Origin of the sequence: Enterobacter cloacae complex sp. IR5422 (assembly GCF_049238165.1) — a bacterium.
GTDB classification, from domain to species: Bacteria; Pseudomonadota; Gammaproteobacteria; order Enterobacterales; family Enterobacteriaceae; genus Enterobacter; species Enterobacter roggenkampii.
The window spans coordinates 36,977-50,189 of record NZ_JBMKHT010000004.1; the positions used below are offsets into that span (position 1 = coordinate 36,977).

11 protein-coding genes are annotated in these 13,213 nt (G+C 58.8%); 7 read left to right on the top strand and 4 right to left on the bottom strand.

Annotated elements, in window-relative coordinates; translation table 11 throughout:
• Positions 1–11: 11 nt before the first annotated feature.
• On the top strand, positions 12–992 hold the full coding sequence (locus ACOTXT_RS03215) for a GlxA family transcriptional regulator (protein WP_039024216.1): 981 nt from the start codon (positions 12–14) through the stop codon (positions 990–992).
• A gap of 78 nt (positions 993–1,070) precedes the next feature.
• A complete protein-coding gene (gap, locus tag ACOTXT_RS03220) occupies positions 1,071–2,081 on the top strand; it encodes a type I glyceraldehyde-3-phosphate dehydrogenase (RefSeq protein ID WP_021240396.1) in 1,011 nt (336 codons plus the stop codon).
• Between the two features lie 41 nt (positions 2,082–2,122).
• Here gap and ACOTXT_RS03225 read toward each other — a convergent pair whose 3' ends face one another.
• The gene (locus ACOTXT_RS03225; RefSeq protein WP_333165254.1) at positions 2,123–3,310 is read right to left on the bottom strand and encodes an MFS transporter; all 1,188 of its coding nucleotides are present in this window, start codon (positions 3,308–3,310) and stop codon (positions 2,123–2,125) included.
• A 115-nt stretch (positions 3,311–3,425) separates the two neighbouring features.
• Between ACOTXT_RS03225 and ACOTXT_RS03230 the strand changes: the two genes are divergently transcribed.
• Both ACOTXT_RS03230 and ACOTXT_RS03235 read left to right on the top strand, forming a co-directional pair.
• A complete protein-coding gene (locus ACOTXT_RS03230) occupies positions 3,426–4,382 on the top strand; it encodes an AraC family transcriptional regulator (protein WP_008502659.1) in 957 nt (318 codons plus the stop codon).
• A 102-nt stretch (positions 4,383–4,484) separates the two neighbouring features.
• Complete coding sequence (locus ACOTXT_RS03235; RefSeq protein ID WP_021240398.1) at positions 4,485–6,170, top strand: alpha,alpha-trehalase; 1,686 nt, start codon at positions 4,485–4,487, stop codon at positions 6,168–6,170.
• A 64-nt stretch (positions 6,171–6,234) separates the two neighbouring features.
• On the opposite strand, the gene ACOTXT_RS03240 is transcribed toward ACOTXT_RS03235, so the two are convergent.
• Positions 6,235–8,337, bottom strand: coding sequence for a TonB-dependent siderophore receptor (locus tag ACOTXT_RS03240; protein ID WP_252454626.1), 2,103 nt, complete (start codon positions 8,335–8,337; stop codon positions 6,235–6,237).
• Positions 8,338–8,449: 112 nt separating this feature from the next.
• Entirely contained in the window at positions 8,450–8,704 is a 255-nt protein-coding gene (locus ACOTXT_RS03245) for a GlsB/YeaQ/YmgE family stress response membrane protein (RefSeq protein ID WP_008502662.1), read from the bottom strand.
• A gap of 208 nt (positions 8,705–8,912) precedes the next feature.
• Between ACOTXT_RS03245 and ycgR the strand changes: the two genes are divergently transcribed.
• Entirely contained in the window at positions 8,913–9,644 is a 732-nt protein-coding gene (gene ycgR / locus ACOTXT_RS03250) for a flagellar brake protein YcgR (RefSeq protein ID WP_008502663.1), read from the top strand.
• Positions 9,645–9,683: 39 nt separating this feature from the next.
• Here the strand turns inward: ycgR and emtA are convergent, their stop codons facing one another.
• Positions 9,684–10,295 (bottom strand): membrane-bound lytic murein transglycosylase EmtA, encoded by a 612-nt coding sequence (emtA, locus tag ACOTXT_RS03255; RefSeq protein ID WP_008502664.1) that lies wholly within the window; start codon positions 10,293–10,295, stop codon positions 9,684–9,686.
• Positions 10,296–10,402: 107 nt separating this feature from the next.
• Between emtA and ldcA the strand changes: the two genes are divergently transcribed.
• Positions 10,403–11,317 (top strand): muramoyltetrapeptide carboxypeptidase, encoded by a 915-nt coding sequence (ldcA, locus tag ACOTXT_RS03260; protein ID WP_055321140.1) that lies wholly within the window; start codon positions 10,403–10,405, stop codon positions 11,315–11,317.
• 97 nt (positions 11,318–11,414) lie between these two features.
• Positions 11,415–13,148, top strand: coding sequence for a potassium/proton antiporter (locus ACOTXT_RS03265; RefSeq protein ID WP_021240401.1), 1,734 nt, complete (start codon positions 11,415–11,417; stop codon positions 13,146–13,148).
• The last annotated feature ends 65 nt before the right edge of the window (positions 13,149–13,213 follow it).

Consider the following 13,213-nt stretch of genomic DNA (forward strand, 5'->3'; position numbering starts at 1 on the left):
CTTTTCAGGACATGAAGAAGATCCTGATTATCGTTCCCGACGGCGGCATGCTGTTTGAAGCCGCCGGTATCGCCGACATTCTGATGCAGGCCAATCGGCTGCATCCGGAAGGGCTGGCGCATCCCCGCTACCGGATTATCATCGCCACCACGCAGCCTCACCAGGTGATCCACGGCCAGTCCGGTCTGAACCTGCTGGCGGACTATCGTCTGCCGGAGCTGGATCCGCGCGAACCGCTGGACACCATTATCATCACCGGACGCGGTATGAACGAGCAGGAGAGCATAGCCGTTGTGGACTGGCTGCACCTCGCTGCGCCGCACGCCCGGCGGGTAGCCTCTATCTGCGGCGGCGCGATGCTGCTGGCCCAGACCGGCTTGCTGGACGGTCGGCGCGCCACCACCCACTGGCGGCTGCTGGAGACCCTGCAAGCCCAGTACCCGTCAATCCAGGTCGAAGGCGGCCCGCTGTACATTCAGGATGGCCCCATCTGGACCTCCGGCGGCGTGAGTTCCGGGTTCGACCTGACCCTGGCGCTGGTGGAGGACGACTACGGATTTACCCTCGCCCGCGACGTGGCGCAGGATATGGTGATGTACCTGCGACGTCCCGGCGGACAGCTGCAGTTCAGCCGCTACAGCCTGCAGCAGCCTGGCACCGCAGGGCCGATAGGCGAAGTGCAAAGCTGGATCCTGCAGAACCTCACCGCCGATCTGTGCGTGGAGAACCTGGCCGAGAAAGCGGCGATGAGCCCGCGTAACTTCACCCGCGTGTTTACCCGCGAGGCCGGGGTCTCGCCTGCCCGCTACGTGACCGAAGCGCGTCTGGCCGCCGCCCGCCAGCTGCTTGAGCAAACCCGCGATCCCCTTGAGCGCGTTGCGGAGCAAAGCGGATTTGGCACCAGCATTAATTTACGCCGCATCTTTGAGAAACAGCTTCACCTCACGCCCGGCGAATACCGCCAGCGCTTTCACTGCCGCAAGATGGCGTAATCTGATCCTTTTTTGTCATTTACGCCAAGCGGCCCGACGCCTACAGTGACTCCAGACAACAGAGATAAGGAGTGCACCATGGTTAAGGTCGGTATTAACGGTTTCGGCCGTATCGGACGTAATGTCCTGCGCGCGGCGCTGGGCAACCCGGATCTGCAGATTGTGGCGATTAACGATTTGACGGACAGTAAAACCCTCGCCCATCTGCTGAAGCATGATTCCCTTCTGGGCAAACTGCCCGCGCCCGTTGAAGCGGGTGACGGTGCGTTGCAGGTAGACGGCCAGCGGATCGTGGTATTTAGCGAACGCGACCCGGCGAATATCCCGTGGCGTGATGCCGGGGTAGACGTGGTGATTGAGGCCACCGGCTTCTTCACCGAGCGGGAGAAAGCGGCGGTGCATATCACCCACGGCGGCGCTAAGCGCGTCATCATTTCCGCCCCCGGGAAGAACGACGACCTGACGATTGTGATGGGCGTCAACCATGACCAGTACGATCCCGCCCGGCACGCGGTGGTGAGCAACGGAAGCTGCACCACGAACGGTCTGGCACCGGCCGCTCAGGTGCTGCATCAGCAGTTCGGAATTGAGCATGGCCTGATGAACACGACGCACGCCTACACCAACAGCCAGGCGCTGCACGATCAGCCGGAGAAAGATCTGCGCGGCGCCCGCGCGGCGGCGCTGTCGATTGTGCCCTACTCCAGCGGCGCGGCGAAAGCGCTGGGGAAAGTGATCCCCTCCCTGGACGGCAAGCTGACCGGGTACTCCCTGCGCGTGCCGGTGCCGGTGGTGTCGATTGTCGATTTAACCGTGACGCTGAGCCGCAACGTGACCGCCGAAGAGGTGAATGACGCGTTCCGCAACGCGGCCGCCAGCGGGCCTCTGAAAGGCATTCTGGGGTATAGCGATGAACCGCTGGTCTCCAGCGATTACCAGGGTGACCCGCGATCCTCGATTATCGACGGGCTTTCCACGCTGGTGATTGGCGGGAATATGGTGAAGATCCTGGCGTGGTATGACAACGAATGGGGCTTCTCTAACCGCCTGGTGGATCTGGCGGTATTGATGGATAAGAAAGGGCTGTAAACCTGAGGCCGGGTGGCACGAACGCTCACCCGGCTAAAAAATCACTCCGCTTTCACTTTCACACCCATAAACACAATCACCATCGCCGTCACCAGCAGCAAACCGCTGCCCGCGAACACGCCGCTGGCACCGTTAAGATCAAATACCGCCCCACCTCCGGCCGCACCGGCGCTTATCGCCAGCTGGATTGAGGCCACCAGCAGCCCCCCTGCACTTTCGGCTTCATCCGGAACGGTGGTCGCAAGCCAGGTTGACCAGCCCACCGGAACCAGGCCAAATGCAAAGCCCCACAGCGCGACCAGCAGCCCGTCCAGCATGGCCAGATGACCAAAGGCGACCATCATGAGCGCGAGAACGCCCATCGCAAACGGCACCAGCGCCAGCGTCAGGCGCAGATTACGTGCCAGCAGATGCCCGGCCACGGAGGTGCCCACAAAGTTGGCGATGCCAAAGCCCAGCAGGATCAGTGAAATGGTTTCCACGCTCGCCTGCCCCACCGTCTCCAGGAACGGACGCAGGTAGGTAAAGAAGGCGAAATGGCCGCTGAAGATCAGAATGGTCGCCAGCATGCCGCCGATCATCCCTGGACGACGCAGCACGCGGAACAGCGTACTCAGGCTACCGCTGCTCTCCGGCTTCATGGACGGCAGCACCCAGAGCTGCCACAGCAGCGCCAGCATGCTCGGCAGAATGCAGAGTACAAAGACGTTGCGCCAGCCGATCAGGCTGCCCAGATAGCTGCCCAGCGGGGCCGCGACCACCGTGGCAATTGATACGCTGGAGAAGATTACCGCCAGCGCTTTCGGCACGTTATCCGCCGGAACCAGACGCATCGTTGTCGCCGTCGACATGGCCCAGAATCCCCCGATGGCTATCCCCAGCAGCAGACGCCCCATGAGCAGGACGTGCAGGTTGGGCGCAAAGGCCACCAGCAGGCTGGAGATAATTTGCAGCACCGAGAAAAACATCAGTACCCAGCGGCGGTCGATACTCCTGGTTGCCGGGGTGATCAGCAATCCGGTGACCAGCGCCACCAGCGCGGTGGCGGTGACAGCCTGTCCGGCCATCCCCTCGGTCACGCCCAGGCTCGCGGCCATGGGTGTTAACAAGCTGGCGGGCAGAAATTCTGCCGTAATCAAACCAAATACCCCCAGCCCCAGTGAATAGACGGCCCGCCAGGCGGGTTTTGCAGGCGCTACCGCCTCGCTCGCCGCGACACATGAACTCATCTGTTGATCTCCCGTTATAAAAATGTGACTACTGTCGCAAAAGAATAGAAGGTTCACCCTGGACGATCTATGACATATAATCTCCACTTATTGATTATTCGTCCGGAGTTGCGCCATGACCGTACAGTCACCCGATTTGATCAGCGAACTTTTACGGGGCATGCGCCTGTCAGGCGTGAAATACCGGCGGATTGAAGCCAGCGCGCCCTTTGGCGTCGCGTTTCATCAGGCTCCCGGCCGGGCACAATTCCATTTTGTGAGCCACGGTAGCGCCCTGCTGCGCATGGAGAGCGGCGCAACGTTCGAACTGAGCGGTGGCGACGCCCTCTTTATTCCCGGCGGGAATTCCCACGCTTTGCTCTCTGACGAGCAGGCCACCCTTACCCCGGTCAACGCCTTCCCGAGCGAGCCTATCTGCAGCTCGGTCTGCGCCATTACCTGCGAGCCCTGCCCGGAGAGCGAGAACACCCTCATTTTTAGCGGGTGCATGGATTTTGAGCTGGGCGGGATGCAGCCGCTGATCAAGGCGATGCCGGAAGTGATGATGGTTAGCCGGCTGATGTCCACCTGGCCGGAAATTCATCCGCTGCTGGCGGCGATGGAGCGGGAATCCGCGGCGCGTCAGGCCGGGTATGCCGGGATCCTTGCGCGGCTGGCCGACGTGGTGGCAGCATTAATTGTGCGGGGCTGGGTTGAAGGCGGCTGTGGCAAAGCCACCGGCTGGGTGCAGGTGCTGCGCGATCCGCGCCTGAGCCGGGCCATTTACGCCATGCACCAGCAGCCAGGCCTGAACTGGAGCGTGGCGGATTTGGCAAAAGAAGCCGGGACTTCCCGATCCGTTTTCGCGGAACGGTTTCTCGCGGCGACGGGAACCACCCCGGCAAAATATCTCAGCGAGCTGAGAATGCGGCTGGCCATTCAGTATATTCGTCATGAAAACCAGCCCATTGAAACCGTCGCGCTGCGGCTGGGGTATGGCTCTCTGGCGGCATTTAGCCGGGCGTTTAAGCGCATCATTGGCCATGCGCCGGGCACGCTGCGGGAAGCCAGCCAGACCGCGGAAGAGGTCTGAAAGCGCGGCAATATTTAACGCGAAGCGGGCAATATTCGTCTAAGGTTTTCAGGTGATTGACAACAGCGGTCACGCTGTTTAGTGAAGACAGGAGACGAACTGATGATAAGACCTCGTACACTACGCCCCGCGTTTTTGCCCCTTGCGTTAGGCGGCGCGCTGCTCGGCGTAACGACACTGGGCTATGCCGACGATAACCCCGCAACCCAGACAACCTCACCCGATATTTTACTTGGCCCTCTGTTTAACGACGTGCAGAGCGCCAAACTGTTTCCCGATCAGAAAACCTTTGCGGATGCCGTCCCCAAAAGCGACCCGCTGATGATTCTGGCGGACTACCGCATGCAGCACACGCAGTCCAGCTTTGACTTACGCCACTTTGTCGAGATGAACTTTACGCTCCCTGCGGAAGGGGAAAAATACGTTCCGCCTGCTGGACAAAGTTTACGTGAGCACATCGACGATCTCTGGCCCGTACTGACGCGCACTACCGATAAAGCCAGCAACAAATGGGATTCCCTTCTGCCGTTACCGAAGCCCTACGTTGTGCCCGGCGGACGTTTCCGCGAGGTCTACTACTGGGACAGCTATTTCACCATGCTGGGACTGGCAGAGAGCGATCATTGGGACAAAATCAGCGACATGGTGGATAACTTTGCGTATGAGATCGACACCTTCGGCCACATTCCCAACGGCAACCGCAGCTATTACCTGAGCCGCTCCCAGCCGCCGTTTTTCTCGCTGATGGTTGAACTGCTGGCGACCCATGACAGCGACGCGCTGAAGAAGTATCGTCCGCAGATGGAGAAAGAGTATGCTTACTGGATGGACGGCGTCGATGCCCTGCAGCCGGGCCAGGCCAACAAACGCGTGGTGAAACTGGATGACGGCGCTGTCCTCAACCGCTACTGGGACGACCGCGATACGCCGCGCCCGGAGTCCTGGCTTGACGATGTGAATACCGCGAAAAGTAACCCTAACCGACCGGCAACCGAGATCTACCGTGATTTACGGTCCGCCGCGGCTTCGGGCTGGGACTTTAGCTCCCGCTGGATGGACGATCCGCAAAAACTCGGCACCATCCGGACCACCAGCATTGTGCCCGTGGACCTGAACGCCCTGATGTTCAAGATGGAAAAACTGCTGGCCCGGGCAAGCCAGGAGAGCGGCGATGCCGCCAGCGCAAGCAAGTATGAGACGCTGGCCACCGCGCGCCAGAAAGCCATCGAGAGCCACCTGTGGAATGATAAAGAGGGCTGGTACGCCGATTACGACCTGAAGAGCAAGAAGGTACGCAATCAGCTCACGGCGGCGGCCCTGTTCCCGCTTTACGTCAAGGCGGCGGCGCAGGATCGTGCCGAAAAAGTCGCCGCGGCAACGTCCTCTCGTCTGTTGAAGCCGGGCGGGATAGCGACCACCACCGTTAACAGCGGCCAGCAGTGGGATGCGCCAAACGGCTGGGCTCCGCTGCAATGGGTGGCGGCGGAAGGGTTGCAGAATTACGGGCAAGAGAAGGTCTCGATGGACGTGACCTGGCGCTTCCTGAAAAACGTTCAGCATACCTATGACCGGGAAAAGAAACTGGTCGAGAAGTATGACGTGTCGACCACCGGTACGGGCGGCGGCGGCGGTGAGTATCCGCTGCAGGACGGCTTCGGCTGGAGCAACGGCGTGACCCTGAAGATGCTGGACCGGGTCTGCCCGAAAGAGAAACCGTGCGACAGCGTGCCGGAGAATCGGCCTGCGGCGAATGACGAGGTGGCGCCGGTGAAAGCCTCGGCGCAGTAAGGGAGTATTGCCGGGTGGCGGCTACGCCTTACCCGGCCTACTTTTTGCCCTCACAGGGCCTTGCTCAGAAACTGTAACTTGCCCCAAGCTGATACGTTCTGTCCCGCCCAATCCAGCAGTTGGTCGCGTCGTAGCAGGTCAGCGTCTCTTTGTTGGTGATGTTCTGCGCGCTGGCTTTAAGCGTTAGCCCTGCCAGCGAAGGCAGAATTTCACCCATCCGGTAGGATGCCGACAAATCGTACTGCGTGCTGCCCCCCAGTTTACCCGCATCGTTAGCCGGTGAGATTTCCATTGGCCCGGTGTAGCGTGCGCCCGCGCCCAGCATCAGCCCTTTCAGCGGCGTGTTTTCAAAGGTGTAATCCCCCCAAAGGTTGAAGGCATTCTCCGGCACCTGCGTTGGACGTTTACCTTTGTACTTGTCATCTTCCGTATTGATCGCGTGGGTGTAGGCGTAGTTGGCAATCAGCGTCAGGTTGTCCGTCGGGCGGCTGATGGCAGACAGTTCCGCCCCTTTGGATTCCACTTCCCCGGTCTGACGATAGTTCAGGAAGCCCGGATCGGAGGTAACGACATTTTTCTGGCGGATGTTAAACACCGAGGCGGTAAAGGTGGTGGCGTAATCCGCCAGCAGATATTTTACCCCACCTTCCACCTGCTTGCTGGTGGTCGGTTTGACGTCTTTCGCCACGAGGGTGCCCTGCGGCGACACCGGCGCAAAACCTTCGGAATAGCTGATAAACGGCGAAATCCCGTTATCAAAGGCGTAAAGCGCGCCCAGACGTTTGGTGACGCGGTCCTGCGATACCCAGGCCTTATCACCGTTTTGCAGATAATTGGTGGTGACGGAGCGATAATCATCGTAACGCAGGCTGGCCAGCAGATTTAACCCGCCAAACTCCACCTGATCCTGCAGGTAATAGCCGTTCTGCTGATAGCTCAGACGGTTTTTCTGAGCGGTATACAGCCCTAATGCGCTTTCGCTGATTTGCGAATAGTCAGGATTGCGCATATCCATGCCCGGCGTGGTCGACGCGTAACGGTAGTGGAAATGGGCGTTCAGCTTCTGATAGTCAAACCCGGCCAGCAGATGGTGTTGCCAGTCACCCAGCGCCACGGTTTTGGTGACCTGGTTATCGATGTTGAAGCTCTGCAGATCTTCATCGGTGGTGTAGGCAAAACGGTTGAGCTGATAAACCTCGCTTCCCGTGCCCGTTGCATAGACGCTGCGCTGGTGCGTGTCGACGTCGAAATAGCGCGCCTTCTGGTTAAAGCCCCAGCCGCTGTCAAACTCATGCTCAAAGCTGTAGCCCAGCATCCACTGACGCTGCTTAAACCCGCTCCACTCATCACCGGCGTAATCGCGCTTGCCCGCGTATGTCGAGCGCAGGTAGGCGATCGGAAGCGGGTTAGACGGCGTCAGGCTCGGGGAGTTCTGCGCCAGCGCATCCAGGGTGAGGCGGGTTTTGCTGTCGGGTTGCCAGGTGACGGACGGGGCAACCAGGTAGTTTTCATACCGGGTGGTGTGCGGCTGATCGTCATTTTCCGTCGCTTTACCCAGCAGGCGGTAGTTCCAGTCGCTGTTGGCAATCTGCCCGGTTGAGTCGAGATAGCCCTCTTTCAGGTTGCGGTTGCCGGTGTTAAAACCGAATTCAGTTCGCGCTTCCCGCTGCGGCTTTTTACTCTGGATATTCACCAGCCCGCCCGGCGAGCCGCCGCCGTAGAGAACCGATGAGGGGCCTTTCAGGATATCAACGCTGTCAATCAACAGCGGATCGATGCGCGCTTTGGTATTGCCGGTGACGTTATAGGGTAACTGCAGCCCGTTGTAGAACTCCTGGTCGACGGTAAAGCCACGAATTTTATATTCGCTCATGTAGGAGGTGTTTCCCCGCACTTCGGTTGAAACGCCCGGCGCATAGCGGAGGATTTCATTCACGGAATTCGCATGGCGCTTGTCAATTTCCGGCGCAGAGAGGGTCGTGATGACCTGCGGCGTTTTACTTTCAGCTACGGCCGATTTCGTGGCGCTGTTCGTCCAGGCCGGCAGCGCGCTGCCCTGCTCTGCGCCCGTGACGACGATAGTGGATTCCTCGGCGAATGCCGGAGCGTGCAGTGCGAGCGTGATGGCGCCTGCCAGGGCGCAAAGCGTAAAACGTGAGGGAGTCATAATGTCGTCTTGTTGTTAGATGCAATACGGAACGACAATTATTATCATTTACATTAACAAATCAATACTCAGGTAAAAAAACGGCCCTCCGCAGAGAGCCGTTTACGTTATCTTATGCTCGTCGTAGTAACCTGAATATGCCCAGCACCACAATGGCGCCCACGACAGCGACCAGAAAACTGTGCAGGTCAAAACCACTTATGTTGCCTCCGAAGCCAAACATCGTCGCCAGCCAGCCGCCCACAACCGCACCAACGACCCCGAGTACGCAGGTCAAAATAAAGCCGCCGCCATCGTTTCCCGGCATGATCAATTTCGCGATAGCGCCAGCAATAAGACCAAAGATAATCCAGGCGATGATACCCATAGTGATGCCCTCTTGCAGGTTTAACGCATGTGCAGAAAACCTTCTGCACAGCTAACTTAAGTATAGGTCATCGCCGGAAAATCATTTTCTTGTCACCGACTTATCTTTGCCTGAACAGGCAAAAAAAACTCACCGGTTTGTATTAAGTTTCATTGCAGATTGCCGATAACGCTAAGACAGTCTGTCATCTATCAAGGAGCCATCCGGCGTGAGTCATTACAGTGAGCAGTTCCTCAAGCAAAATCCGCTGGCTGTATTAGGGGTATTACGCGACCTGCAAAAAGGTGAAGTGCCGCTGCGCATCAGCTGGTCGAATAATCAGTTCATCAGTAAGATCCTTGACGCCTCCCAGGAGCGGCTGGTGATTGATTTAGGCAGTCAGGAGTATGAAAACCGCGCGGCGCTGAAGGCGGAGAATATCGCCGTGATGGCCGAAACGCAGGGCGCCAAAGTGGAGTTTGTCCTGTCGCGACTGGAACTGAGCGAATACCAGGGGCTGCCGGCCTTTGTGACCCCGCTTCCCACTAATCTTTGGTTTGTCCAGCGCCGTGAATATTTCCGCATCAGCGCCCCGCTTCACCCTGCCTACTTCTGCAAGGCCAAAATGCCGGACAAAAAAGAGATTCGCTTCCGTCTCTTCGATCTGTCGCTGGGCGGTATGGGCGCGCTGATGGATACGCCGAAGCCTGACGGACTGGTAGAGGGCATGCGGTTCACGCAAATCGAGCTGGATATGGGGGGCTGGGGGCGCTTTTATTTCGATGCACAGCTGATTGCCATCAGCGAACGCACCGTCGTGGACAGCAAAAATGAAACGATCACCACGCCGCGTCTAAGCTTCCGTTTCCTCAACGTCGGACCTGGCGCTGAGCGCGAACTGCAGCGCATTATCTACTCCCTGGAGCGGGAGGCGCGCGAACGCGCAAATAAAGTTCTGTAAAAAAACATCGGGCAGCGTGACCGCCGCCCGTCTGCGGCATTACATGGCATCCATCGCTTTCTGCACTTTCCAGATATAACGAGGCGCCTGTGGTGCCGGGTGATTTTTCACCACATGCTCAAAGAATTCGTCTTTGTCCATGCCGTTAATCTCTTCTATCGCCTCTTTGCGGTCAGAGGAGAAGGTTCTCAGCAACGCGCCGGCGCCGTTAACGTAAGACACCACCAGCGCGTACTGCATGACCTCCGGATCCTGAATCCCCTTCAGCACGCCATGCTCCATGATGCTCAGATAGGCCGTGCCCATTGAAATATTGCGCTCCGGGTTCTTCAGCTCGCTGGTCGACGGCTGGCCGCTCCAGCCCATGTAGCGGTATACCTCTCTCCCCGCCGTTGACGCTTTAAGCTGCATCAGCCCCACCGCGTTCGACTTGCTGACAAGCGTGGGGTTACCGCCGGACTCCACCGCAATGATCGCCGTGATGAGACGCGGACTGACGCCCCAGGCTTTCCCGGCTTGTTCACTGATCGGCATCCACTGCATCGCCCGCTTCACCGGCACTTCCGGGTTCCAGGGCGGGTTTTGATAATCATGTTTTGAACTACAGCCAGCGAGCAACACAATCAAAAAAGCAAACCATCTCAATTTCACGTCATCTATCCTTATAGCCGGTCATCGCGGTGCGCCGCCCCTTGAAGCAGGCGGCGTATACGCGGCATGATATAGACAATTAGTTTCTCATTCAGCAAGGAATTGCCATGTCTCAGATTCATCTCATCGCGCCGTCGGGCTACTGCATTAACCAGGACGCGGCGCAGCGGGGCGTTCAGCGTTTGCTGGAATCGGGCCACCAGGTAGAAAATCAGACGATTATCCCCCGCCGCCAGCAGCGTTTTGCCGGTACCGAAGCGCAGCGGCTGAATGATATCAACAGCCTGGTGAACCTGAAGGGTGAAAACCGGATAGTGCTGGCGGTGCGCGGCGGATATGGCGCGAGCCGGCTGCTGGAGAGCATTGACTGGCAGGGCCTGGCGCAGCGTCAGCAGCAGGATCCGCTGCTGATATGCGGCCACAGCGATTTCACCGTCATCCAGCTTGGGCTGCTGGCGCTGCATAACGTCATCACCTTCAGCGGCCCGATGCTGGCCGGGAACTTCGGCGCGCCGGAGCTGGAAGCGTTCACCGTGGAACATTTCTGGCGCGCGCTGCGTAATCCCACCTACAGCGTGGAGTGGCAGGGGAATGGACCGCACTGGGAATGCGAAGGTCAGCTCTGGGGCGGCAACCTGGCGATGCTGGTTTCGCTCATCGGTACGCCGTGGATGCCGCAAATCGAGGACGGCATTCTGGTGCTGGAAGATATCAACGAACATCCGTTCCGCGTCGAACGCATGCTGTTGCAGCTCTATCATGCCGGTGTTCTTGAGCGCCAGTCCGCGATTGTGCTGGGCAGCTTCAGCGGCGCTGCCCCGAATGACTATGACGCGGGTTACTCCCTGGAAACCATGGTTGAGTTCATTCGCTCGCGGCTGGATATTCCGGTGATCGCCGGTCTGGACTTCGGTCATGAGCAGCGCACCGTGACCCTGGCGCTGGGGGCGCACGCCTCCCTGCTCCATAATGATTCCGGCTCCCGGCTGACCATCAGCGGCCATCCTGTCATAAAGGCATAAAAAAGCCGTTATACCCCCTTAATAAAACGCTGTTGCCGTCGTTAATATGTTAGGGTTTTAGTAACAGCGTTAACATTGAGGTGGGAGTAAGAGAACATTGGATGCCGCAGCGATAATCAGCCTTTTCATTCTGGGTTCGGTCCTTGTAACCAGCAGTATTTTATTAAGTTCATTTTCATCGCGTCTCGGCATACCTATTCTTGTTATTTTCCTCGCCATCGGCATGCTGGCCGGCATTGATGGCATTGGCGGTATCCCTTTCGATAACTACCCTTTCGCCTACATGGTGAGTAACCTGGCGCTGGCGGTGATCCTGCTGGACGGCGGGATGCGCACCCAGGCGAGCTCCTTCCGCGTGGCCTTAGGGCCCGCGCTGTCGCTCGCCACGGTCGGCGTGTTGATTACCTCCGGCCTCACCGGAATGATGGCCGCGTGGCTTTTCCATCTCAATATCATGGAAGGGTTGCTGATAGGCGCCATCGTGGGCTCAACCGATGCGGCTGCGGTGTTTTCCCTGCTCGGCGGTAAAGGGCTTAACGAACGCGTTGGCTCCACGCTTGAGATTGAATCCGGCAGCAACGACCCGATGGCGGTGTTTCTCACCATCACGCTGATTGAGATGATCCAGCAGCACGAGACGGGGCTCAGCTGGATGTTTGCGTGGCATATCCTGCAGCAGTTCGGGCTGGGGATTGTTATTGGCCTGGCGGGGGGATACCTCTTACAGCAGATGATCAACCGCATCTCGCTGCCCGCGGGGCTTTACCCGCTGCTGGCCTTGAGCGGTGGCATTCTCATTTTTGCCGTTACCACGGCGCTGGACGGCAGCGGCATTCTCGCCGTCTACCTCTGCGGGTTCCTGATGGGCAACCGCCCTATTCGCAACCGCCATGCCATTTTGCAGAACTTCGACGGCCTGGCATGGCTGGCGCAGATCGGCATGTTCCTGGTGCTCGGTCTTCTGGTTACCCCATCGGACCTGCTGCCCATCGCCGTTCCGGCACTGCTGTTGTCTGCGTGGATGATCTTCTTCGCCCGTCCGCTGTCGGTATTTGCTGGCCTGCTGCCGTTTCGCGGCTTCAACCTGCGCGAGCGCGTCTTTATCAGCTGGGTGGGTCTGCGCGGCGCGGTTCCGATTATTCTTGCGGTCTTTCCGATGATGGCCGGTCTGGATAACGCCCGGCTGTTCTTTAACGTGGCTTTCTTCGTGGTGCTGATTTCGCTGCTGTTCCAGGGAACGTCCCTCGGGTGGGCGGCGAAAAAAGCCAAAGTGGTGGTCCCTCCCGTGGGCTGGCCGGTGTCGCGGGTGGGGCTCGACATTCATCCGGAAAACCCGTGGGAGCAGTTCGTCTATCAGCTGAGCGCCGACAAATGGTGCGTGGGCGCTTCGCTGCGCGATTTGCACATGCCGGCCGAAACGCGCATTGCCGCCCTGTTCCGCGACAATGTCCTGTTGCACCCTACCGGCAGCACCCGCCTGCGCGAAGGGGATATTCTCTGCGTGATTGGCCGCGAGCGTGACCTGCCCGCGCTGGGTAAGCTGTTCAGCCAGTCCCCGCCGGTGGCGCTGGACCAGCGTTTCTTCGGCGATTTTATTCTGGAAGCCAGCGCCAGGTTTGCCGATGTGGCACTGATTTACGGCCTGGATGAAGGTGCTGAAGACGGAGATAGCCAGCAAACGCTGGGCGAAATCATCCAGCAGCGGCTTGGCGCTGCCCCGGTCGTGGGCGATCAGGTAGAGTTTGCCGGGATGATCTGGACGGTAGCAGAGAAAGAAGATAACGCGGTAAGGAAAGTCGGTTTGAGGCCGATGGAAGAGGAAGCGGAGTAGCGGTTTTTTGCCGGGTGGCGGCTTCGCCTTACCCGGCCTACAAAACCCTCGAACGTAGGCCGGGT

Excerpts from the sequence above, each read along its gene's own strand:
- ACOTXT_RS03215 (WP_039024216.1), top strand. The coding sequence starts at position 12 with ATGAAGAAGATCCTGATTATCGTTCCCGACGGCGGCATGCTGTTTGAA.
- gap (WP_021240396.1), top strand. The coding sequence starts at position 1,071 with ATGGTTAAGGTCGGTATTAACGGTTTCGGCCGTATCGGACGTAATGTC.
- ACOTXT_RS03225 (WP_333165254.1), bottom strand. The coding sequence starts at position 3,310 with ATGAGTTCATGTGTCGCGGCGAGCGAGGCGGTAGCGCCTGCAAAACCC.
- ACOTXT_RS03230 (WP_008502659.1), top strand. The coding sequence starts at position 3,426 with ATGACCGTACAGTCACCCGATTTGATCAGCGAACTTTTACGGGGCATG.
- ACOTXT_RS03235 (WP_021240398.1), top strand. The coding sequence starts at position 4,485 with ATGATAAGACCTCGTACACTACGCCCCGCGTTTTTGCCCCTTGCGTTA.
- ACOTXT_RS03240 (WP_252454626.1), bottom strand. The coding sequence starts at position 8,337 with ATGACTCCCTCACGTTTTACGCTTTGCGCCCTGGCAGGCGCCATCACG.
- ACOTXT_RS03245 (WP_008502662.1), bottom strand. The coding sequence starts at position 8,704 with ATGGGTATCATCGCCTGGATTATCTTTGGTCTTATTGCTGGCGCTATC.
- ldcA (WP_055321140.1), top strand. The coding sequence starts at position 10,403 with ATGTCTCAGATTCATCTCATCGCGCCGTCGGGCTACTGCATTAACCAG.